This window comes from Trichocoleus sp. DQ-A3, from assembly GCF_039961975.1.
Taxonomy (GTDB): domain Bacteria; phylum Cyanobacteriota; class Cyanobacteriia; order Cyanobacteriales; family FACHB-T130; genus FACHB-T130.
On record NZ_JAMPKC010000036.1, the window covers coordinates 12,313 to 36,011 of the forward strand.

A 23,699-nucleotide genomic window follows, 5' to 3' on the forward strand; every position below is an offset into this window, starting at 1 on the left:
AAAATTAGCGTGATAGCCAGGTAAGATTATCTCAATTTCTGAATTAATCCAATTTCTATCCCAATAATCGTCTGCAATGAGATTATTTATCCCTTGAATGCGAATGATTACTTTTTCTTGATTTCCCTTGACAGTAAATTGCATTAGATGATTCAAAAACGAACAATTTTAGAATGCTGTTCCGATAATATAAAATTCCCAATAAACAAGCAATCTGAATGGCGCTTAGCCCGTAGATGGGATGAAAATCTGGCTTAATGAAATCAATTAATAGACGAAAGCTTAAATAAGAAACCATGTAAAACTTAAATAATTCGCCTTCTTGCCGATGGTAGCAGCTGCGAATTTGTAAAAATATCATTAAAATTAGTAAAAAAATAACTTCATATAATTGAGTCGGATGCCGGGGAATGCCATCACCAAAATCTACTCCCCAAGGTAATTGAGTGGGAATGCCGTAAGTGCGATCGCTTAATCCCGTCAAAAAGCAGCCAATCCGTCCCACCGCCGTTCCCATAATCAAGGGATAAACAAAAACATCGCCGGTAGATCGATTGACACCAATCATTTTCTTGGTAATTTCTACACCAATCAATCCACCGAGTAACGCCCCTACGACCGTTTTTCCTTGAAGGAGAACCAAAAAGAATAGTTGCCAATTATTCCCAATTAAATCGATGTGCTGTAGTAAAACCAGCGCTTTCGCACCAACTAGCGCCCCTACCAAGCCACCGACAATTACCGAACTGCGCTGCGTGGGTGCGATCGCATCTTTGCGAGCATTTTTGATTAATAAACGGAAAGCGATCGCATACGCCAACGACTCAAACAAAATATGAGGGTGAATCCGCACCGAACCCAGCCACAAATAAACCGGGAAACTCATTATTTGTATCTCCGCTTGAGGATAGTGCCTCCTCGTGGCTTGAAAATATACCCGACAAGCCCTGTTGCCTGGAGCTAGACAGAGGTTGCCTAGACGATATCATACCCACCCAAGCTTGTAGAAGCTATATTTCCTGGAACTCTTCACAGAAGATTGCTATCCTCTGCTAAAGGATTAAAAATTTCTTGCCAGCAATATATGGCAAGGCATTTTACATGCAAAATCTAAATCTTCCGCATAAAAATTGTTAATAACTGTCAAGTAATAAATAAAAAACTATATGATGTGTAAACATGCATCGCCAGATTTGAGAATTAATCAGGACTAGAGTCTCCGTCAACATCAGGGAAAGCATCAAGGAGATGATTTGAGCGAACTAGGTAGGTAAAGTGAAAAATGGCAATCCCAGCGGCAGAATCCCCAATTACCGAGAGCAGCAAAGTGGAAGCAGAGAATAATCGTTTCTTCACGCTCTCACTGGATATGTTTTTCATCGCTGGTTTCGATGGCTATTTCAAGCGACTGAACCCGATGTGCGAAAAAACGCTCCTGTTCACATCTGAGGAATTTCTAGCCAAGCCGTGGATTGCATTTATTCATCCCAAAGACCGGGAATCTACTCTGGTTCAATTGCAGGAACTATCCAGCACCGGGGAGACGGTCACTTTTGAAAACCGCTTTCGCTGCAAAGACGGAACCTACAAATGGCTGCTGTGGAATGCCGCCCTGTGCGCGGAAGAACAATTAATTTACGCCGCTGCCCGTGACATTACCGAGCGCAAACAGGCAGAAGAGGAACTGCGGCAAAGCGAAGAGCGTTTCCGCTTGTTAATCAAAAATGTCAAAGACTATGCAATTTATATGCTCGATACCAGCGGGAAAGTTATTAGTTGGAACAAAGGGGCGGAGAGGCTCAACGGGTATCAGGCAGAGGAAATTATTGGTCGGCATTTCTCCTGCTTTTTTCCTTCCAGCGAGAGCAGGAGCGGCAAACCTGAGCAAGTTCTACAAAAGGCAGCATTAGACGGTCGGTGTGAATGGGAAACTTTACGCTTACACCAAGACGGGTCGCAGTTTTGGGCAAATGTTGTCGTGACAGCTTTACGAGGCGAAGATGGACGGCTGCGCGGCTTTGCCACAATAACGAGGGATATCACCGAACGCAAGCGATCGCAAGCAGCACTGGAACAAGCAAATAACGACTTAGAAAGACGAGTCGAGGAACGCACCGCTGAATTAAAAGCCGCCAATGAGCTTCTAAAAAGGGAAGTTAAAGAGCGTCAGCAAGCGGAGAAAGCTTTGCGACAATCAGAAGCGCAATTGCGGGAAAAAGCAGCAAAGCTAAAACAAGCCTTAAGCGAATTAAAACAAACTCAAACCCAGCTGATTCAAAGTGCAAAAATGTCCAGTCTGGGACAGTTGGTTGCCGGTATTGCCCACGAAATCAACAATCCCGTCAGTTTCATCTACGGGAATCTCGACTACGCCATTCACTATATTCAAAGCTTGATCGAGTTGTTGCAACTTTATGGAAAACACTCCCCCGAACCCCCTGAGGAAATCCAGGATCTGATTGATGAAATCGATCTCGATTTCGTGATCGCAGATATGCCCAAACTGCTCTCCTCAATGAAGTTAGGGGCTGACCGCATTCGGCAAATTGTCGCCTCTCTGCGGAACTTCTCGCGCCATGACCAAGCAGAAAAGAAGTCGGTCAACATTCACGAAGGCATTGACAACACTCTGAGATTGCTGCAAGACCGCTTAAAAGCTACCGCTACCCATCCGGCGATCGAGGTCGTTAAAGAATATGGCGACCTACCATTGGTGGAGTGCTATGCCGGTCAGTTCAACCAGGTATTAATGAATATCCTCAATAATGCGATTGATGCCCTGGAGGAGGCAGACGGACCCAGAAGCAAACAGGCACAGGAGATGGTATCTCCCTGGCTTTCTGGCTCTCCGACTCCCCAGTCTTGTATTCGGATTTGTACCGAGGTCAAAGACTGCGATCGCATCGCCATCCGGATTGCTGATAATGGCCCTGGGATGAACGAGGAAGTCCGTCGTAAGTTATTTGACCCCTTCTTTACCACGAAACCGATAGGCACAGGTACGGGACTCGGCTTGTCCATTAGCTATCAGATTGTCGTCGAAAAGCACGGCGGTCAATTGACTTGTGTTTCCGAACCGGGAAAGGGGGCAGAGTTTTTAATTGAAATTCCGATTCGGCAGACTCGTTCCGAACCAGCTCTGTCTCGGTGCGCCTGAGAAACAATTAAAAGTTAGAAATTAAAGTTTTAATTGACTTGACAAACCCACTTCCAAAGTGGATGACTTTTCCCTTGCTGGCGAATCCGATATACCTGTTGCTCTAAGCGATGTTGTTCCCGGCTGGATATTCCTAGTAAAATATTCCGGCTTTGCCACACCAATACAGAAGCTGTCATGCCAATGCACAAAGCAAGTCCCAGAGCTGGCAGTGGATTGTAATAAAGTCCATATCGCACTGCCGCCCAGGTAAAGTATTCCCGCAATAGAAAAATTGGGTAGCGCAAGCCCCAGAGACTCAAGGGACCAATCGTAATCCAAAGCAACCCGGCGACCAACCACCTGCCGTAGACAGTCAGCCGGTGTAACCTTTGCACTTGCTGTTGGAAGCTTGGGTCATCAGCATGGCTGAGGGGGTTGCGGGTCAGAGGTTCAGAAGGGCACAGGGGTAGAGGAGAAGTTGAATCTAGATTATCCTGTACTTCCCCACTCTCCGGCTCTCCAGCTCCTCTGCGCCCTTGCTCCCAGCGATCGTCTCTTGCCTGATTCATTGCTTCTTGCCTTATGCCCTTCAGATTTCATCAGAAGCTTTGGGTTCCGTTGCCGCAATAGCGATCGCTTGACCCGTCCGTTCTCTCCACCAAGCTAAAAGGGTGCTCGAAATGAAGATACTGGAATAAGCACCGGCGGCAAACCCAACAATCAGGGCTAGGGCAAAGTTTTTCAGCGTTTCTCCACCAAAGAAAAAGATGGAAAACAAAGTCAACAACACCGTAAATGTAGTGTTGATCGATCGGGTGAGGGTTTGATTCACCGCATCCTCGACAATCTGGTTAATATGCTCTCCGGGATTCAGTTTAATGACTTCCCGAACCCGGTCGTAGATCACCACCGTATCGTTCACCGAGAAACCGATGATAGTCAAGATAGCAACGACAAATAAGCTATCTACCTCAGTACCGAACACCAAGCTCAAGATGGCGAAAAACCCCAGGGTGATCAAAACATCGTGGAGCAAGGCAACAAAGGCGAATAAGGAGTAGTCGAACTGGAAGCGAAAGGTCAGGTAAACAAAAATACCCACAAAGGAGAGCAAGATCGCCAGTAAACCAGAGGCAAATAACTGGCGTCCGAGGGTAGGGCCAACCGTGTCTATCTGAGTCTTTTGGGGATCGAAGGCTCTGAGTTGGTTTAAGGCATTTTGCAGTTTGGTACGTTGGTTAACATCCAACGCCTTGGTGCGGATGGACAAACCCGGCTGAGTTTGCCCTAAAGCGTTTTGAGTTAAAGCTTGGATGCTACTGTCACCCAAACCCTGAGCTGCGATAACTTCCCGAACTGCCCCGATATCAATCGGTTTATCGCAGTTATTTGGTTTAGAACAGTCGAGTTCAAACTGTAACCGCGTACCGCCGACAAAATCTAAACTGGGACGTAACGGCGCACCAATCTGCGTCCAGTTGATTGCCATTGCAATCAGCCCAACCAGGATAAGGACGGCAGAAATCGTCCACCAGAGCGATCGCCGTTTGATTAGATTTAGTTTCATGATCCTACCCCTGGCTCAGACTTCCTTGATGCTGGTAGATTTGGACAAAACCATTGTGGCTTGCGTAATTCTGGAAAGCTGATGGCTGTCATGAGCAGGGTGCGACTACAAGTAATCGCTGTAAACATACTCACTAAAACTCCAATTGCTAGCGTCAGAGCAAACCCTTTGACCAAACCCGAACCCAGCCAAAACATAAAACCACAAGCAATTAACGTTGTGACGTTACCGTCCAAAATGCTGGAAAATGCCCGATAAAAACCAGATTCTACCGAGCGATATAAACTCTTCCCGGCTCTTAATTCTTCTCGCGTCCGCTCAAAAATCAGTACATTGGCATCTACTGCCATCCCGATACTGAGAATAAAACCAGCAATCCCAGGGAGAGTCAAGGTAACGCCGAGTAAAACAAAGGCAGATAAGCACAATAGCGAATATATGAATAGGGCTATCCCAGCAATTGCCCCCGGTAAGCGGTAATAGACACCGATGAAGATCAACACTAGAATCAGACCGCCGATAGAAGCGTTGATACTGCTTTGGACACTATCTCGCCCCAGGGTTGCCCCCACGGTACGGTTTTCAATGATTTCCACTGGGTAGGGTAGGGCACCGCCCCGCAGCTGGACGACTAGCTCGTTGGCTTCTTCTAAGCTAAAGTTGCCTGTAATCTCGGCACCGCCGCCGCTGATGCCTTCTTGGGCATACTTCACTTCAACGGTAGCAGCGCTGAGCAGTTCTTCATCTAAGAAGATTCCTAAAGTGCGTCCCGTCCCAGCAATATTTTTGGTCAACTGGGCAAAGCGTCCGCCTCCTTCAGGATCAAAGGAAATGTTGACACTCCAGTTGTCGCTCGTCTGAAAAGGTCGAGCGGTGGCTCCTGTGAGGTTTTTGCCTGTAAGTGGGGGGTTGGTGCGCTCAAACAAAGCTGCGATCGCTTGGTTACTCCGCTGAAGAGCTTCCTGATTTTTAGCGATCTCCGCTTCGTCTTTCGTCTTTCTCAACTCATCCTGCTTCGCTTTTAATTCCCGTCGCAGCTGTTGTTCAATTTGCAACTGGGTTTCCGAACCCGGTTTTTGTTCGCGGAAATCCAATTGAGCAGTGCCACCCAGCACCCGTTCTGCTTGCTCCGGATCGCTGACCCCCGGTAGCTGCACCAAAACCTGGTCTTGTCCGACCGTTTGCACAATTGCTTCAGAGACCCCAAGACCGTTAATCCGGTTCTCTACGACTTTCTGAACTGCTTCTAAATCTTCTCGCGTGATTTCTTTGCCTTCAGTGGGTTTCACCTGAAGCGTCAGTTGCGATCCCCCTTGAAGGTCTAATCCCAGCCGAATTGGAATCCTGGCAAGCACGGTGATAGAAGCAATCACCAGAACCAGAATTAAGGCTAATAAAGAACGCTGTCTCTGCATACCACGACCCGCTCAAACAAATGCTATGATAATCCCTTTTGGGCTGGTCGATCCGGATTGATTGTCAGCGGGCATTAGTCATTAGTCATTCGTCATTGGCAATTGACTCAGACTAGGGACTAAGGACTAATGACCAATCACACTTGGAGTGCCATCATCTTTTGCACGGCTTCCACAATTTGCTCTGGTTGGACAATCGTCAACCGCTCCAGCGCTCCATTATAAGGTGTGGGAATATCCTGGGAAGATAGCCGCAGAACGGGCGCATCTAGCTCATCAAATAGCCGATCGTTAATTGAGGCTGTCAATTCTGCCGCAATCCCGCCGGTTTTCATGCATTCCTCTACGATAATCACCCGGTGGGTTTTCCGGACGGAAGCGCCGATGGTATCGAAATCCAGTGGTTTGAGGGAAATCAGGTCAATCACTTCCGGATCGAAACCTTCTTTTTCCATCTGTTTTGCCGCTTGCATGACATGGTGACGCATCCGCGAATAAGTGAGGATCGTGACATCCTTGCCTTGCCGCACGACTTCTGCCTTATCTAAGGGCAGCACATATTCTTCCTCTGGTAAATCTTCTTTCAAGTTGTAGAGGAGGACGTGTTCAAAGAATAAAACCGGATTATCGTCGCGGATGGCTGCCTTTAACAATCCTTTGGCGTTGTAAGGTGTGGAGCAGGCGACAATTTTTAAACCCGGTACTGCTTGGAAATAAGCTTCTAGGCGCTGAGAGTGTTCGGCACCCAATTGACGACCGACGCCACCTGGCCCCCGAATCACCATCGGAATTTTGAAGTTGCCGCCGGAAGTATAGCGCAGCATTCCAGCGTTGTTAGAAATTTGGTTAAAGGCAAGGAGCAAAAAGCCCATGTTCATGCCTTCAATAATCGGTCTGAGACCTGTCATTGCAGCACCTACTGCCATGCCGGTGAAGCTGTTTTCGGCAATGGGGGTGTCGAGTACGCGCAGATCACCATATTTTTTGTACAGGTCTCTGGTGACTTTGTACGAGCCGCCATAGTGACCGACATCTTCACCAAGGACAAATACGGCTGAGTCGCGGGCCATTTCTTCGTCTATGGCTGCGCGGAGGGCGTTGAAGAATAAAGTTTCTGCCATCGGTACAGGAGAGAGGAGTTTGATCGGGTCAGATTAGGATTTTAACCTCTTGAGGCTCTAGAATTTTGCCAGCGATCGCACATCGCTCTGGATTGGTGAACCGGAAGCGATCGCACTTTGTTCATCGGCAAATCTATCGCAGTATTGACAAAAGCTTAAAAATATGCAGAAACCCGTTTTCTCAAAGAAGACGGGTTTTATGGGAAAATTATGATTAATCAACCTACAGCTTTTTTGACTTCACGTACCTTTTAAGAGCCATGCAAGTAAAAAGTGAAACTCAAACAATTTTTCCTTTTTACTTTTCCCTTTTTTAAAGCAGGCGGAAGGTGAAGGGATAGCGGTAGGGTTGATCGGGATTACCCAAACAGTGAGTAATTGCCAGAATCGTCAGTGCCCAATGAACGATAAACCCGATAGGTCCGAGGATAAAGCCCAATAAACCAAGGGTGATAAAAGTTAAGAAGGCAATAATCGCTCCATAGAACCAAACATTGAAGTGAAAGTTGATTGCTTCTTTGGCATTGTCTTTCACAACTGGATCATCGGATACAAATAACATCGCGACGGGTATCCCGATAGACACCAGTGTCGTACTAAGAAAGATCGAGCCATGAGATAGTACCGACAACAACTTTCGCTTGTCCGTGTCGTACATCTAAACCCCCTAATGCTTCTGTTGCGTTGCCTCTAGTCAAGACTGTAACACGCGATCGCTGGGGGTGAGCCGCACGCTAGCGAACGGCTTTCCGTACCCGAAAGGCACAAAAGTTTCTGGTACTAAAGCAGAGAGAATTTATCCGGAAACAGCGGCAGAATTTCGGTCACTGACCGCAGCCGTTTGCTGATGTTGCTGCTGAACGGGAATTGCGATCGCGAACTCTGCCCCCTGTCCCGGTGCTGAAATGCATTTCAAGCTGCCACCATGTTTTTCGACCACAATTTGATAACAGATGGACAACCCCAAACCTGTGCCGCTACCAACAGGTTTAGTTGTAAAGAAGGGGTCAAAAAGCTTTTGGCGTACCTCCTCCGTTATCCCAAGACCATTATCAGAAATCCGAACCACAACTTGACGGTCGTCTTGAACTTCAGTGCGAATCCGAATCCAAGGCAGGGACGCTGGGGAACAAAGCTGCTGGGGAGAGTGTACCAAATTCTCCTCTGCACTTCTGCGCCTCTGTGCCTCTACCTCTTCCAGGGCATCAATTGCATTGGTGATGATATTTATAAATACTTGATTCAGTTGCCTCGCATAACACTCGATGGGGGGCAGATTACCATACTCTTTAATAATTTCAATCGCTGGGCGTCCCAGTTTCCCTTTCAGGCGGTTTTGCAGGATCAGCAGGGTACTGTCAATGCCTTCGTGGAGATTAACCGCCTTCACCTCTGCCTCATCCAAGCGCGAGAAGTTTCGCAACGATAAGACAATTTCGCGAATACGGTTCGTCCCCGCCTTCATTGAGGACAGCATTTTGGGTAAGTCTTCCTGAAGAAAATCTAAGTCAAGGTTCTCCACGACTGCGGCAATTTCAGGAACAGGTTCGCAATTGTGTTGCTGATAGAGGCGAATCAGATGTAGTAATTCTTTTGTATATTCGTCGGTGTGAATTAGGTTGGCGTAAATAAAGTTAATAGGGTTATTAATTTCGTGAGCAACACCAGCAACCAATTGACCCAAGCTAGACATTTTTTCGCTCTGAATCAATTGAGATTGGGTTTGTTTCAACTCACATAAGGTTTTTTCTAGATGCAGCGTCTGTTCTCTTAATTGCGCTTCCGATTTTTGTAAAGCGATTTCTGCCTGCTTGCGTTCGCGAAGCGCGGCTTGCCGTTCGCTAATATCGCGTACTATTACCAAAGCTTCTGATTCTAAGCTACGCGCATACCGAGCCTCATAATCGTGCTGGTTGCCGTCTAGGGAAGTCATTTGATACTCGTAGAGTTGTGTTTCACCGGAAGCGATCGCTTTCGATACGTTGTACATGGTAGCTTCAGCCAACTCGGCAGGTAATACCTCCCACACGCTTTTCCCCAAAAAGTGACTGGGAGGCATCGCCAGAGCATCTTCTCTGGGCGCTTGAAAGTCCATAAAAGTCCCATCACTGCAAATCCGAAACAACATATCCGGTAGGGCTTGGATGAAGGCGCGATTTTTCGCTTCGCTTTCACGCAATGCCGCCTCTACTTGCTTGCGTTGAGTAATGTCGCTTGCTACGACTACAATCCCTTTACGGCTTCCATCTGGGTTAAATAAGGGCACCTTGGCGACATCAAACTTCTTCGCTGAACCATCGGGTAATGAAATCTCTTCTTCGTAATGGCTAATGGTTTCTGCACGCCACGCTCTTTCATCGGATTCTTGACAACCAAAAAGAGCTTCTTGATAAAATTCTGTATACTCTTCTAGTTCTGCGTCTGTCTTGCCCTGATAATCGACACCTTCGAGCTGAAAAAGCTTCAGTCCTTCTTGATTCGAGATCAGCCAGCGTCCTTCGCCGTCTTTCATATTCACCACGTTCGGAACCGCATCAATCAGGGTATTCAGCCAGTATTCTTGACTTCGCAGCTGCGCCTCTATCTGCTGACGTTCCTGAATTTCTGATTTCAGTCGGCGGTTGGCTTCCTCGATCTGAGCGGGACTGGGCAGTGCTAGGATGTTAGGAATCAATGACATCAATACGATACCTGTCGCCACAGAAATCACAGCAGCTACAGCTTTCACTAACCCTGACAGCCAATACATTGGGTGCCATAGGGTCCAGATTTCCAACACATGACTTGTCCCACAAGCGATAATAAAGCTGCCAAACAACAGAAATACCCAATCAAAGGGCAAATCGCCTCGCTTGCGGACAATGTAAACCAACAGCAGCGGAATTGAATAATAAGCCAGGGCGATTAAACCATCTGACAGAATATGCAGCCACACTAGCCCTGTTTTCCACAAATAGCAGTGTCCGTGCGGGATAAATTGCCCGGAAGTAAAAAGATTGTGCAAGAGTGATGGCATAAAGTCTCCTTGGGGTTGCTACTTTATAGCTGAATATCGTTCGCTTGCGAGAGTTGGCACGGGTAGGTCTGCACCGGATAAATTACAGTTGTTTTGCTCTTGCAAAAAGACGGTTGGTTTCTTAGCGTAGAACTTAAAAAAAACTTGCTTTGCTTAGCGCCTTGTATTTGGATTCGTCAGCAGTGCGTAATTTTAGATAGGAGACGAGTATTAACGGAATATATCCGCTTAGAATTAAATTAAGTAGATAGATATAAAGAAAGTGCAACCTTAAACGAAACTTCCCTGCGTTCTCAGTTCACCCACAAGTCAGGGGAAGAATGGTGAGAATTTTTATTGACGAAAGAGAGAAACTTTCTCCCTTTTTCGGGGCGAAAAGTCTAAACAGAGGTTTCCTCTGTTAGCATTAGGTTCTCGCGAATGGAAGAGCAACGCTTGTCAACACAGCAGGCGCATGGGCAAGGTCTTCCGGTTAATTGGACTTACCTCCTTAGACAAAACTGCTAGCGAATTGCGGCTAGCAGGAGTGAATCTAAATTTTTGATGAAGGTGAGAGTTGTTAATCGGGAATGTTACTGAAAGAAGCGATCGCGTCTTAGTCCAATCGGAACGCTAGAACGAATAAAAGTAAAAAGGCTATCTCCGGTTTGGGTTGTTCTGTCTGTTGTATACGGATACGCTTCATCGTTTCACAATCTAACCTTTTATAATTTTTGTTGAAAGTACCGAACCAGGCATCCGAATGTTTACTGATTTCCAGTCCCCAGAAGCAACCACTCAATCTGAAATACAAGCAGCGGTTGAGCGTCGGCGTAACTTTGCGATTATTTCTCACCCTGACGCCGGTAAAACGACGCTGACCGAAAAGCTGTTGCTGTACGGAGGTGCGATTCACGAAGCGGGGGCGGTGAAGGCGCGTCGAGCGCAAAAAAAGGCAACTTCTGACTGGATGGAGATGGAGCAACAGCGGGGAATTTCGATTACCTCGACGGTGTTGCAGTTTGCATATCACAACTGTCAGATTAATTTACTGGATACTCCGGGACACCAAGATTTCAGTGAAGATACGTATCGGACGCTGGCGGCAGCAGATAATGCGGTGATGCTGATTGACGCAGCGAAAGGTTTGGAACCGCAAACACGGAAGCTATTTGAAGTATGCCGGATGAGAAAAATCCCCATCTTCACTTTTGTGAATAAACTCGACCGCCCCGGACGGGAACCATTGGAACTGCTGGATGAAATTGAGCAGGAATTGGGATTGCAAACCTATGCCGTAAACTGGCCAATAGGAATGGGCGATCGCTTCAAGGGCGTCTACGACCGACGCCAGCAGAAAATTCACCTATTTGAGCGCAGCGCACATGGCAAGCGGGAAGCCCTGGATACCGTTGTAGACGTGGGAGATCCCCGAATTGAAGAACTGCTAGAGCAAGAACTTTACTATCAGCTCAAAGAAGATTTAGAACTCCTGGAAGGCGTTGGCTCAGAACTGGATCTAGACCTCGTTCACAATGGCACCATGACGCCCGTGTTTTTTGGTAGCGCCATGACCAACTTTGGGGTGGAGTTATTTTTGGATGCGTTTCTCGACTACGCCCTCAAACCCGGTTCCAGGCAAAGCAGTAATGGTGCAATTCCACCCACTTACCCAGAATTCACGGGTTTTGTCTTCAAGCTGCAAGCCAATATGGACCCGAAGCACCGCGACAGGATAGCCTTTGTGCGCGTCTGTACCGGCAAGTTTGAAAAAGACATGACAGTGAATCATGCCCGTACTGGCAAAACCGTTCGCTTGTCTCGTCCTCAGAAACTATTTGCCCAAGATAGAGAATCGATTGAAGAAGCGTATCCCGGCGATGTTATTGGATTGAACAATCCTGGCGTCTTCGCAATTGGCGATACGATTTATACGGGTCAGAAGCTAGAGTACGAAGGTATTCCCTGCTTCTCTCCGGAATTGTTTGCTTATCTGAAAAACCCCAACCCTTCTAAGTTCAAGCAATTCCACAAGGGGGTTTCGGAATTGCGGGAAGAAGGTGCAGTGCAAATCATGTACTCAGTGGATGAAGGCAAACGCGACCCAATCCTAGCAGCGGTGGGACAATTGCAATTTGAGGTAGTGCAATTTCGCTTGCAGAATGAATACGGTGTTGAAACTCACACAGAATTATTGCCTTATAGTGTGGCTCGTTGGGTAGCCGGTGGCTGGGAGGCTCTGCAAAAAGTGGGACGTCTTTTCAACACTGTGACGGTGAAGGATAGCTGGGGGCGTCCGGTGCTGTTGTTCCGAAACGAATGGAATTGTCAGCAGGTGCAAGCGGATCATCCAGAGTTGAAGTTAAATTCTGTAGCGCCTGTAGCGGCGGGGCAACAACCAGTAGATTTTTGACCCAAGCGCTTGGTGAAAGCCAATACCTCACTGGTTTCCTGGGTCATGATTGATGTTTCCCAGCCTGTTTCAGGCTGGGTGCCACTGTCCCGCCGGAGCCGGATATCAAAAAAGGTGGACACTTGCCCACCTTACCTACTCTCATCTTCCGTTTTATCTAGAAGGTGGACACTTGCCTACCTTACCTACTCTCATCTTCCGTTTTATCTAGAAAGGGCGGGGTTTCCCCGCCCTTTCTATTAGGCATTCGTGTTAATACTCAGCAGCACCTCACCTTTGATCATCCGTTGGGCGGCATCGAGGAGCGCTTCTTCCAGATAAGGCTTGGTAAAGTAGCCCTTGGCTCCCAACTGAGCTGCCATTTGCTGGTGCTTGCTAGCGCCACGAGAAGTTAGCATGGCTACTGGCAGATGGTTGAGGCTGGGGTCTTTCTGAATCCGTGAGAGCAACTCGAGTCCGTCCATGCGAGGCATTTCAATGTCGCAGAAGACAATCTCGCAAGGCAGACCCGACCGAAGTTTATCCCAAGCTTCTTGACCGTCACGGGCTTGTTCCACTCGGTATCCTGCCTTGTTAAAGGTCATGGAGAGAAGTTCGCGCACCGTAATTGAGTCATCTACAATCAAGACCATCGGATCGGTCTTCACTGCTGGAGCCTCTACAGGAAGGGAAACACCCGCCTTATCCCACAGAGAAACGTTACGGTCTTTGCCAATCCGACCCGTCGCTAAGTCAATCAGCTCTAGAACGTCAGCAATGGGCATGATCCGACCATCCCCTAAGACAGTAGCACCTGCGACGCCTAGGGGCTTGGGCACAGGGCCTTCCAGTTGCTTAATCACAATTTCTTGTTCTCCCAGCACCTGATCTACTTGGACGGCGATAAAATTGCCAGCACTGCGTAGCACGACAACCGAAATCATGTCATCTTCCCTGTTTCCACCATAAACGGTGCCTCGACTGAGGTGACGCTGGTAGGTCAGTAGTTCCTCTAGAGGTTGGAAGGGCATGAGAGAGTCGCGCCAAGAGATACAGGTCTCACCTTCTGAGTTCGTTTGAATGCGGTCTTGGGGCACATCCAACATATCTTCCACCCCATCCATCGGGAAGGCAATGCGAGCTTTGTCACTCAGGCAACAAAGTGCTTTGCAAATACTTAAGGTAAGGGGCAGACGAACGGTAAAGGTAGTGCCCTTGCCTAGGGTGGAGTCTGTTGTGATTACACCGCGAATTTCGTTCAAACTGGTGCAAACCACATCCATCCCGACGCCGCGACCTGAGAAGTCATCGGCTTTGTCTTTGGTACTAAAACCAGGATGGAAAAGCAGATCGTAGACTTCCAGACGGGTCATGGACTTGGCTTCAGATGCGGTAATCAGCCCTTTTTCGACTGCCTTTGCCTTTACCCGTTCTGAATCAATGCCTGCGCCATCATCCGAGACGGAGATAACGGTTTGGTTGCCTTGATGGAAGGCTCGGATGGTAATCCGACCTACGGGAGGCTTTCCAGCGGCTATACGCACTTCTGGCGGTTCAATGCCGTGAGTGATGGCATTGTTCACCAGGTGCGTCATCGGATCGTAGAGGTGTTCCAGGATCACTTTATCGATCAAGGTTTCCCGACCCTCAATCTGTAGCTCGGCTTGTTTGCCGCACTTGAGAGAAATCTCGCGGACGGCACGGGGCAAGCGGTCGGCAGTTTGGGCAAAAGGCACCATGCGCGATCGCGTCAATCCCTCTTGCAACTGAGTCGTCACCTGCCGCAGCATCCGGGCGACTTGGTCGGTTTCATCAACGAGGAATTCAATGTCAGCCGCCGACTCTCGGACGCGGACAATTAGCTCAATGATTTCTTGGGAAAGGCTGTGGAAAGGCGTAAACAGATCGAGTTCCAATTCACCCAAACCAAAACGGCTGTTGGCGGGAGCCTCCTGCGCTGCCGACGTATGGTCAGGTCGGGCGTTGAACCGATTGCTTTGACGACTGGCGAGTAGAGAGCTTTCTAAGAGCGATCGCTCGTACCGATCCTGCATCCTCGCTCCCACGTCACTGAGTTGCTGTACCTGGTGCAGCAAGTTATCCAGAAATTGTCGCAGGCGTTCTTGATCCTGTTCCAAAGTGTTCCGGTTCACCACTAATTCCCCCACCAGGTTGCTGAGGTTGTCTAGGTGCTTAACCGGCACCCGCATGGTCTGTTCAAACACTTTAACCGGACGGGGACGATTAACCGGGCGAACTTGGCCTGGGCTTGTTTTCACACTACGTGGCCCACCCATCGTCTCCTCAGCCTGTCCCAACAGTTCCTCCAAATCCCCAAATCCATCGTCAAGGGCGTCTGCGGATGTAGTTGTTTCAGCTATCGGCTTCGTAGGAGAACGCTGCGATTGAGCAAATTGAGGAACAAGCTGAGGTTCATCATCCCCCAAGAGAGCTTCCAAGTCAGCAAACTCATTCATGTCTTCTGCATCAAAAGCCGCTGGCACGGATTCCTCTTCGCCTAGCAGTGCTTCCAACTCGTCAAACTCATCGTTACTTGCCAAGTTAGATGCTGGTTCTGCGAACACTTCCTCACCCAACATTGCCTCTAATTCGTCAAACTCATCGTTTTCCACTAATGAGATGGCTAAGTCTTGGTCTTGTTCTCCAACTGTCTCTAGCAAAGACAACTCATCTAAAACAGCAGCCTCTGAAGGATTTGCAATCTCTTGTTGTTCTGTCACTAAGTCCCAGAGATCGCCAACTTCCTTCAACTCATCTGCGTCTGACGCTTGGTTTTCTGAAGGAATTTCTCCAATTAACAGATTCTCTTCAAAATCCAATCCATCCCCAAACTCTACTGGTTCGCTACCTAAGAGATCCTCTAACTCGGAAGCTGCCTCTTGAGACACCGCTGCTGAGTCGATTCCCCACTCGGCATCGTCCATGTCGCTGCTAAATAGGTCTAAATCTGCTAATTCCAGCGCTTCTGGAGTCAATGCAGGTGATGCTTCTTCTCCAAACATTGCTTCCAGATTCTCTGACTCTACCGGCACCGCCGCCAAGTCGATTCCCCACTCAGCTTCCGTTTCGCTGCCAAATAAGTCTGAATCTGCTAATTCCAGTGCTTCTGGAGTCAATGCAGGTGATGCTTCTTCTCCAAACATTGCTTCCAGATTCTCTGACTCTACCGGCACCGCCGCCAAGTCGATTCCCCACTCAGCTTCCGTTTCGCTGCTAAATAGGTCTGAATCTGCTAATTCCAGCGCGTCTGGAGTCGGTGCAGATGATGCTTCTTCTCCAAACATTGCTTCCAAATTCTCTGGGGCTTCCGCAGGCACTGCTGCTAAGTCGATTCCCCACTCGGCATCGTCCATGTCGCTGCTAAATAGGTCTGAATCTGCTAATTCCAGCGCTTCTGGAGTTGGTGCAGGTGCTTCTCCAAACATTGCTTCCAGATTCTCTGACTCTACCGGCACCGCGGCTAAGTCGATTCCCCACTCGGCTTCCGTTTCGCTCGTTTCGCTGCTAAATAGGTCTGAATCTGCTAATTCCAGCGCTTCTGGAGTTGGTGCAGGTGCTTCTCCAAACATTGCTTCCAGATTCTCTGACTCTACCGGCACCGCGGCTAAGTCGATTCCCCACTCGGCTTCCGTTTCGCTCGTTTCGCTGCTAAATAGGTCTGAATCTGCTAATTCCAGCGCTTCTGGAGTTGGTGCAGGTGCTTCTCCAAACATTGCTTCCAGATTCTCTGACTCTACCGGCACCGCGGCTAAGTCGATTCCCCGCTCGGCTTCCGTTTCGCTCGTTTCGCTGCCAAATAAGTCTGAATCTGCTAATTCCAGCGCTTCTGGAGTCGGTGCAGATGATGCTTCTTCTCCAAACATTGCTTCCAAATTGTCTGACTCCACCGGCATCGCGGCTAAGTCGATTCCCCACTCAGCTTCCGTTTCGCTGCCAAATAAGTCTGAATCTGATAATTCCAGCGCTTCTGGAGTCGATGCAGATGATGCTTCTTCTCCAAACATTGCTTCCAAATTCTCTGGGGCTTCCGTAGGCACTGCTGCTAAGTCGATTCCCCACTCAGCTTCCGTTTCGCTGCCAAATAAGTCTGAATCTGATAATTCCAGCGCTTCTGGAGTCAATGCAGGTGATGCTTCTTCTCCAAACATTGCTTCCAGATTCTCTGACTCCACCGGCATCACGGCTAAATCGATTCCCCACTCAGCTTCCGTTTCGCTGCTAAATAGGTCTGAATCTGCTAATTCCAGCGCTTCTGGAGTCGGTGCAGATGATGCTTCTTCTCCAAACATTGCTTCCAAATTCTCTGACTCCACCGGCACCGCCGCCAAGTCGATTCCCCACTCAGCATCGTCCATGTCGCTGCCAAATAGGTCTGAATCTGCTAATTCCAGCGCTTCTGGAGTTGGTGCAGGTGCTTCTCCAAACATTGCTTCCAGATTCTCTGGGGCTTCCGCAGGCAACGAGGAATCTAAGAGATCCTCATCAAGCTCGAAAGCTGCGTCCACAGGTACTGCTGCTGAGTCGATTCCCCACTCAGCGTCGAATTCAGTAGCTAACAGATTTTCTTCATTCAAATCCAGCGCATCCAGCGCATCGGTACTGGAAGATGGCTCATCGCCTAACATTGTTTCTAGATTTTCTGCGGCATCCAGAGATTCTTGAGATGTTTCCTCTGACGGCAGCTCTAAAAACGCATCGGTTGTAGCGAAGAAATCATCGGAGGCGTCTGCCGAAACAAGGGGCTCTTCCTGACTAGGATCAAACAAACTGGATAACGGCTCGCCTAGGCTAGCATCAAAAGCATCTGTATTTCCATCGGATAGGCTCATGCTGGCAAAGTCCAGAGAACTATCCCACTCAGTTGTTGCAGTTGCTTCTGGCTCTGCCTCAAAGAAGTTATCTAATGCGTCAAGTTGGGGCACTTCATGGCTTTCCCCATTCATGTCAAGAGATTCATCTAAAGATGCGAATTCTGTTGTTTCTAGCTCTGCTGCTTGCGACCCAAAGAAATCACCTAACTCATCTACCGAGACAGTTTCGGTAAGATTAGGAACAGCGTTTAGCGCCCCATTCGCATCTGCATCTTCTTGTAGCGCTAGGTTCTCGATCTCGCTACCAGTGCTTTCCGCTTCACTTTCCCAATCCAGGCTAAAGGGACTGGTTTGTGGATTGTCCAACTCCAACAAGTCCAGTGCTTCTTCGTTCCTTGCGTCTGAGGCGCTTGTATCCAGTGCAAATGCATCTGGAGACGCCCAATTGCTGGGAATATCTAAATCGTCTAAAGCTGAGAATGGCTCTTCAACCAAAGTTTCATTGAACTCCAGTTGGTTTTCCCAATCTTCTAGGTCTTCTCGTGCCGTTCCTGGCATTTGAGCTGCTGTTACTTCTGAGAAGCCCGCGGGTTGGATTGTCTCGTCCCACGCCAAGTCTGTTGCTGACCAATCCTCTAGGAAAGCTCTGTCAACGCTGCTTGTACTGGCATCGATATCTTCCACACCTGGTATGGCAGGCCAATTAAAGTCGAGGTTAACATCTCCTACCGCATCCGCTTCGATTTCGGGTGCGATCGCTTCTGACTCAAAGGGAGTTCCTATTGCTGCACTCAAGTCCAGCAAGTCGTTTGTCTCGTTTCTTGGCATCGTTTCTTCAAGCCACAGATCTGTGTTGTCATCCAACATCAGTTCATCGAGAACATCGCCATTGTCTGCTCTGGCGTGTGGGGTTTCAAACAGATCCAAGTTGCTAAAGTCAGGTTCTTCTTCCCAACCTGCTGCCGTTAAATCAACTTCATCTTCCAACAGGCTACCCATCTCCAAATCGCCTGTCAAAGCTATACTCGTACTCTGCTCATCCTCAAACACAAAATCTGGCAAATCGTTATCAGTCGCGGCGATTGGCTCGGCGGCAGCAACACTATCGAGTACCTGCAAATCCTCGCTCGACCAATCTGTAGCCCAGTCCGACCCTTCTGTAGACATGATCGATGGAGTTTCTAACTCTTCTGAAACTTCCTGGTTGCTGTTCTCGGCTGCTTCGCCAAACAGCGTTCCTGTTGTCATCAATTCCCAGTCTGACGACTCCTGATTCGCTGCTGCCTCGATCGAGTCATTTTCGTTAGTATCTATACCCGCAGCACCGAACAGATCTTCATCCGAATCCGACTTTAACGCTTCAGATTCTGTCGCCAAGAGTGCCAAGTCCAAATTCTCAGAGGTAAGAATGCCTAATAAATCTTCATCTGTAGCAGCCGCAAGCGACTCGCTTAAAGGGTTGGCATTCTCCTGTTGCTCAAAGCCTTCATCTTCTAAGAAACTGTCACTCCAGAGATTGGCTAAATTCTCTGATGGGGTTGCTTCTGAAGCTGCGCTTGGGGCATCTGCCGCAAACAGCAGGTCAGAAAAATCATCTTCATCTCCATCTGACACGCTACCTGCGAACAATTGTGCGACATCTTCCCGTTCGCTTTCGGCTGAAGGCGTTTCGCCTTCCTCTACTAAGTCTTCTCCAAATCCAAACAAAGTTAAATCATCTTCTTCGGTTGCTGGAGTGGCAGATTTTCCTAACCCATCTGTATCACCACCCAGTAAGTCAGAAAAGTCGTTTTCTTGTTCAAGATTCAACCATTCCTGACGCTCTGTGCCCATATTCTCTGCCCCATCGCCAATGACTTGTTCTTCTTGCCAGGTTTCATCCAGATCCGGGGCTTCCCCTTCAAACAAATCAGCAAGGCTATTGAGTTCTGCCATGCCGACTTCCGGCCCGTTGGGATCGGCTGGATGATTGGCAGATTCCTTACCCCGACCTGATTTGATACTCGGTTGAGAGAACGTCGTATCTGAATTCGCGGAGGTGAGGGAGGGTTCTTTCAAACCAGCCCCCGATTCACCAGCCGCAAACCGTTCTTCTTGGATAAACGTCTCTGAGTAGTTGAAACGGTCGGTTGCTTTTGGTCGGCTTTGACGGGTTCCGGCTTCTGCTGGGGTCATAGAATGCTGCGATTGTACAGACGCAATTCGGGTCTGTAAATCGGCAGTTGTTGCTCCAGCTAGTTCTTGGGCTGAATAGATGAGCGAGGGTTCGGCATCCAGTTGCTCCAAAAGCGATGGAGTGGCCGAGGATGGTAGGAGTGCATTGAGCTGGGAACTCGGCTCAATTGAGCTAGCGCGACCTGCTAGCACCAGCTCTTGGGCTTGTTTAATTTCTTTAATAACGACAGTAGCCAGAGTGCGATAGGAATTTTCTGGATTTGCGATCGCGCTTGCCGAAGCCTGAATCAGTTCTGACCACTTCGGGCATTCATATTGTTCGCCCATCCGTTCCAAAGAACCGCAGATTTCCTGAAGCTGTTGTCTGCACCTGGGTTGGTCGGTTTGTTTAAATAGCTGCAACATTTCGCGCAGCTGGTTGAGTACGTCGCTTTGAAAGCGTTTTTGGGCTTGCCCATCTCGAAGGTAGCCGCCTGCCGCTGTTGCCACCCCTGCCTCTTGAGCGCCGCTAGCCGCCTCTAAGGAGACATTCCCGCCAGCCCCATTCACTAGGAATGCCATATGCTGGTTCAGTTCCTCAAATACCGGCTCGACGCCTGACATGATACCGTTAGCAATTTCCTCAGTCAGACCAAATGGGCCGCTGAGTTGCTCTATCAATTCCTTGAGGGTATCGGAAACCTTCAAAAAGAGGGACTCTAGTTTTTGGTCAATCTTCACCGGACACTCTTTGAGGACTTTGAAGCAGTCTTCTAAGCGGTGGGAGGTTCTCTGAATACTGTTGATTCCCAGCATTGCCGCCCCGCCTTTGACCGAATGGGCGGCGCGGAAAACTTCATTCACCATCTCAGAATCTTCAATGGTGCTTTGCAGATTCACCAATCCCTGTTCAATGGTATTGAGGTGGTCTTTCGCCTCCTCAATGAAGTAGCCCATGATTCGCTGTTGTTGCTCCGGCTGCATAGCAGTATCCTTCGAGAGTGCTGAGTGCTATTGACGCCCATACGGCGGCTTCCCGTAGGGAGTGCTGAGTAGGAGAAAGAAGTTTTTTTCTCCACTAGATTGCTTTTAATGTACCCAATCTATACAGAATCGACATCATTGATTTTTGCCCGATTTGTAGAAACCCGATTAATCGAGTTTTTAGGGCAATTCTCAGTCGTTTTTGCCCCACAATTGCTGATTTCTCAATTTATTTCCCCTCAGTAGCTTCGATGCGGAAGCGTTCGACGGAAGTTAGCAGGTCTCGTGCCACTCCAACCAAGTTTTGCAGCGCAGTGGATACCCGTTGCGCTTCCTGGGAAGTTTCTTGCGCGGTCAGTTCCACCGATTGCATCACCTGGGCAACAGCAGAAGAAGTTTCTGTCTGTTCCACCGTGTCAGCAGTAATCGAGCGAACCAGGGCGTCGATTCGATTTGACACCTGAATGATGTCTTCCAAACTCCGCTTTGCCTGTTCTGCCCGTTTCGTTCCATCAATTACCTGTTGGGTGCCTTCCTCCATTGCCATCATCACCGAACCTGTTTCGCTCTGGATTTGCAGCACAATCTGTTCAATTTCCTTCAAAGCTTTCGCGGCTCGGTCTGCAAGTTGTCGCACTTCATCAGCTACCACAGCAAAGCCCCGACCCGCCTCACCGGCCCGTGCTGCTTCAATACTGGCATTAAGTGCTAGAAGGTTGGTTCGGGAAGCGATCCCTGAAATTAACGCGACAATCTTAGAAATTTCCTGGGAAGATTCAGCAAGGCGTTTAACTTTTCGAGTCGTTTCTGCAACGGTTTCCCGAATTTGCAGAATCCCTGCCACCGTTCGTTCTACAGATTCACCACCCTTCAAGGCTGTGGCAGAGGCGGCGCGGGCGACTTCTTCGGCTTCTCTCGCATTCTCAGCAACCCGCTGAATCGAGCCAGTCATTACCTGAACCGAGTTGAGAGTCACCGCTAGCTCTTCTGCCTGTCGCAGCGCATCGGAAGACAAACCGCGAGCGAAGACTTCACTATCCGTTGCCCCTTTACTGACTTGTCGAGCCGCCATCTTCACCTGTTGAACGATTTCCCGCAGGTTTTGAATGGTCAGGTTAAAGGAGTCGGCAACAGCTCCCAAAACGTCTGCGGTGACTTCTGCCTGCACGGTCAGATCCCCACGGGCAGCACCTTCTACATCATCCAGCAGTCGAATCACTTGACGTTGCAAGTCTTCTTTTGCTTGTTCTTGCTCTTCCGCTTTGCGTTGAGCTTCGGATGTAGTGGTCAGGATGACACGAGCCATTTGGTTGAACCCAGCGGCAAGAGAACCGAATTCGTCTTCTGAGTAAACGGTTGCCTGGGCATTAAAGTTGCCACCAGAGACAGACTCAAATTGAGCTTGGAGGTCTTCGGTGGTTTTTTTGATTTGCCGAGTCGTGATTCGTCCTAAAGCCAGGGTAGTCCCAAAGGTGGCGGCACCGGCTGCCAGACTCATCACCCAGCTGGTGTTACGGAGGTGGGAGATTGTAGTGTTTTTGCTGTCTTGGGGAGCAGCACTCGCGGAGATGAAGCTGACAAGTGCAACGACAACGGCGGAGACAATTCCGGCAGCAGCGGCAGAGATCAGCGGCTTTTTACTCAGAGGGGCGTTTTCAAAGGCAGCCAAAGGGCCTTGTTCAATGGTGACATTTGGCTCTGCTTTGGAGCCTTCTGGAGTAAAGGAAATCGTTCCGGGGCTTTGTTCGGAGGTTCCGGTGATGCTGAATTCATCATCGTGAACGCCCAAGCTTGAACTTCCGGAGGATTCGGTAAAAGTTCGCGTCTCTACTTTCCGCTTGGAATCTCCAGATGCCCGTCTTGAAGAGGTTCCCAAGTCGGAAATTCCTGCGGAGAATCCTTGGCTATTGCCTTCTGAATGGGACAGATCGAAATCCGGAATGCTCCCTAAATCGTCTCCAAAATCACCAAATTCGTCTAAGAAGTCGCTGCTACTTTCATTGAGCCGGTTGCGCTGTTGATTTTCTGAGGAAAACGAGTCATAGCCAATGGCATCGTCAAAGGCTTCAAAGTCAAACTGGTCATTTCGGGTATTCCCGTTTTGATCGGAATGGGCGACATAAGTAGCATCGTCTTCGTAGGAATGAGTCTCAAACGGGCGGTGACGAGATCTGCTCGGATCGTTGCTACTGGTATAAGGTTCGGTATCGCCTAAGGCGTCCTGACTGTCATATCCGAAACTTTCCTCCTCTGTTCTTCTGGATTCCAGCTCTCCGGATCTCATTAACAGTGTTTCGTCTTCCAGAGGAAAGTAATTGAAATTGGGTTCTTCTAAGGTGTCGGAAGAATTGGGAATTTCAAATGTCGAATTGTCATTCTCGAAGCTGCCCGATGGCATTTGAAATTCAGGAGTCCCCGTCTGATCGAAGTCAGTAAAGGCGTCCAGCGGAAATGCCTCTGCATCAAAATCTGTATTGGTTGCGGGCGATCCAGTTTCGTCATCCAGAGAGCTGGGCGACCATGATTGTGCAAAGGGGTCGTGATAGGCTTCTGGTGTTTGTGCTGTTGCACTATCTGTATAGTCTGAGCTGACAAACGGATTTGCCGCTGAGTAAGACTCTATATCCTGAAAATCTCCGGAGTCGAAATCATCTAGAGAAGAGATGTCCTGAGTTGCCATCTCTGGTTCTTCTAGGGATGGCCATGCTGCGTTGGCTTCTGGAATCGCATAATCATCATGGTTGAGTGCAAATTCGTCAGGTTCCAACTCGCCCCCAACGGGATCGGAAGTTGCACCAACCGATTCGGAGTAATTTTCGCAAGAGAGGGCGTATTCTATTCCCTGATTGGCATAATCGATAAACTCTTGGTCGTCGGTGAGCTGAGGCACCAACTCGTATTGTTCTCGCGCGATCGCATACTGCTGTAATCCATAACAGTAAATATGACCCCGTAGAATCCGAGCATTTGGGTCATTGGGAAAATTTTCGACTAACCGATCGATGATGGCAGCTGCCTCTTCGTAGTTGCCCAGCGTGTAAGCCGAAAATGCGTGTTGATATTCTTGTGTGTAATCTGTACTTGATTTCATTTGCTTCCC

The 23,699-nt window shown here is 48.7% G+C and carries 12 protein-coding genes; 2 read left to right on the forward strand and 10 right to left on the reverse strand.

Going from position 1 to position 23,699, the window contains the following annotated elements; all coding sequences use genetic code 11:
• Positions 1-82 precede the first annotated feature (82 nt).
• A complete protein-coding gene (locus tag NDI44_RS26225) occupies positions 83-886 on the reverse strand; it encodes a prolipoprotein diacylglyceryl transferase family protein (RefSeq protein WP_190414506.1) in 804 nt (267 codons plus the stop codon).
• 396 nt (positions 887-1,282) lie between these two features.
• On the opposite strand from NDI44_RS26225, the gene NDI44_RS26230 reads away from it, so the two are divergent.
• On the forward strand, positions 1,283-3,157 hold the full coding sequence (locus NDI44_RS26230) for a PAS domain S-box protein (protein ID WP_190414507.1): 1,875 nt from the start codon (positions 1,283-1,285) through the stop codon (positions 3,155-3,157).
• Positions 3,158-3,186: 29 nt separating this feature from the next.
• Here the strand turns inward: NDI44_RS26230 and NDI44_RS26235 are convergent, their stop codons facing one another.
• From NDI44_RS26235 to NDI44_RS26265, 7 genes are all read right to left on the reverse strand, one after another.
• On the reverse strand, positions 3,187-3,603 hold the full coding sequence (locus tag NDI44_RS26235; protein WP_190414526.1) for a hypothetical protein: 417 nt from the start codon (positions 3,601-3,603) through the stop codon (positions 3,187-3,189).
• Positions 3,604-3,728: 125 nt separating this feature from the next.
• A complete protein-coding gene (gene secF, locus NDI44_RS26240) occupies positions 3,729-4,706 on the reverse strand; it encodes a protein translocase subunit SecF (RefSeq protein ID WP_190414508.1) in 978 nt (325 codons plus the stop codon).
• Positions 4,703-6,121 (reverse strand): protein translocase subunit SecD, encoded by a 1,419-nt coding sequence (gene secD, locus NDI44_RS26245; RefSeq protein ID WP_190414509.1) that lies wholly within the window; start codon positions 6,119-6,121, stop codon positions 4,703-4,705. Before secD ends, secF begins: the two co-directional genes overlap by 4 nt.
• Positions 6,122-6,258: 137 nt before the next feature.
• Positions 6,259-7,242, reverse strand: a complete 984-nt coding sequence (locus NDI44_RS26250) for an alpha-ketoacid dehydrogenase subunit beta (RefSeq protein ID WP_190414510.1) — start codon at positions 7,240-7,242, stop codon at positions 6,259-6,261.
• A 57-nt stretch (positions 7,243-7,299) separates the two neighbouring features.
• Complete coding sequence (locus tag NDI44_RS26255) at positions 7,300-7,464, reverse strand: hypothetical protein (RefSeq protein WP_190414511.1); 165 nt, start codon at positions 7,462-7,464, stop codon at positions 7,300-7,302.
• 91 nt (positions 7,465-7,555) lie between these two features.
• On the reverse strand, positions 7,556-7,900 hold the full coding sequence (locus NDI44_RS26260; RefSeq protein ID WP_190414512.1) for a DUF4870 domain-containing protein: 345 nt from the start codon (positions 7,898-7,900) through the stop codon (positions 7,556-7,558).
• A 138-nt stretch (positions 7,901-8,038) separates the two neighbouring features.
• On the reverse strand, positions 8,039-10,258 hold the full coding sequence (locus NDI44_RS26265; RefSeq protein WP_190414513.1) for an ATP-binding protein: 2,220 nt from the start codon (positions 10,256-10,258) through the stop codon (positions 8,039-8,041).
• A gap of 742 nt (positions 10,259-11,000) precedes the next feature.
• Here NDI44_RS26265 and prfC point away from each other — a divergent pair.
• The gene (gene prfC / locus NDI44_RS26270) at positions 11,001-12,650 is read left to right on the forward strand and encodes a peptide chain release factor 3 (protein WP_190414514.1); all 1,650 of its coding nucleotides are present in this window, start codon (positions 11,001-11,003) and stop codon (positions 12,648-12,650) included.
• A gap of 239 nt (positions 12,651-12,889) precedes the next feature.
• Here the strand turns inward: prfC and NDI44_RS26275 are convergent, their stop codons facing one another.
• Together NDI44_RS26275 and NDI44_RS26280 are read right to left on the reverse strand one after the other, a co-directional pair.
• Positions 12,890-20,599, reverse strand: coding sequence for a hybrid sensor histidine kinase/response regulator (locus tag NDI44_RS26275; protein ID WP_199304916.1), 7,710 nt, complete (start codon positions 20,597-20,599; stop codon positions 12,890-12,892).
• Between the two features lie 229 nt (positions 20,600-20,828).
• Complete coding sequence (locus tag NDI44_RS26280; protein ID WP_190414515.1) at positions 20,829-23,690, reverse strand: methyl-accepting chemotaxis protein; 2,862 nt, start codon at positions 23,688-23,690, stop codon at positions 20,829-20,831.
• Positions 23,691-23,699 lie beyond the last annotated feature (9 nt).

Excerpts from the sequence above, each read along its gene's own strand:
- secD (WP_190414509.1), bottom strand. The coding sequence starts at position 6,121 with ATGCAGAGACAGCGTTCTTTATTAGCCTTAATTCTGGTTCTGGTGATT.
- NDI44_RS26225 (WP_190414506.1), bottom strand. The coding sequence starts at position 886 with ATGAGTTTCCCGGTTTATTTGTGGCTGGGTTCGGTGCGGATTCACCCT.
- NDI44_RS26250 (WP_190414510.1), bottom strand. The coding sequence starts at position 7,242 with ATGGCAGAAACTTTATTCTTCAACGCCCTCCGCGCAGCCATAGACGAA.
- NDI44_RS26265 (WP_190414513.1), bottom strand. The coding sequence starts at position 10,258 with ATGCCATCACTCTTGCACAATCTTTTTACTTCCGGGCAATTTATCCCG.
- NDI44_RS26260 (WP_190414512.1), bottom strand. The coding sequence starts at position 7,900 with ATGTACGACACGGACAAGCGAAAGTTGTTGTCGGTACTATCTCATGGC.
- NDI44_RS26230 (WP_190414507.1), top strand. The coding sequence starts at position 1,283 with ATGGCAATCCCAGCGGCAGAATCCCCAATTACCGAGAGCAGCAAAGTG.
- prfC (WP_190414514.1), top strand. The coding sequence starts at position 11,001 with ATGTTTACTGATTTCCAGTCCCCAGAAGCAACCACTCAATCTGAAATA.
- secF (WP_190414508.1), bottom strand. The coding sequence starts at position 4,706 with ATGAAACTAAATCTAATCAAACGGCGATCGCTCTGGTGGACGATTTCT.
- NDI44_RS26280 (WP_190414515.1), bottom strand. The coding sequence starts at position 23,690 with ATGAAATCAAGTACAGATTACACACAAGAATATCAACACGCATTTTCG.
- NDI44_RS26275 (WP_199304916.1), bottom strand. The coding sequence starts at position 20,599 with ATGCAGCCGGAGCAACAACAGCGAATCATGGGCTACTTCATTGAGGAG.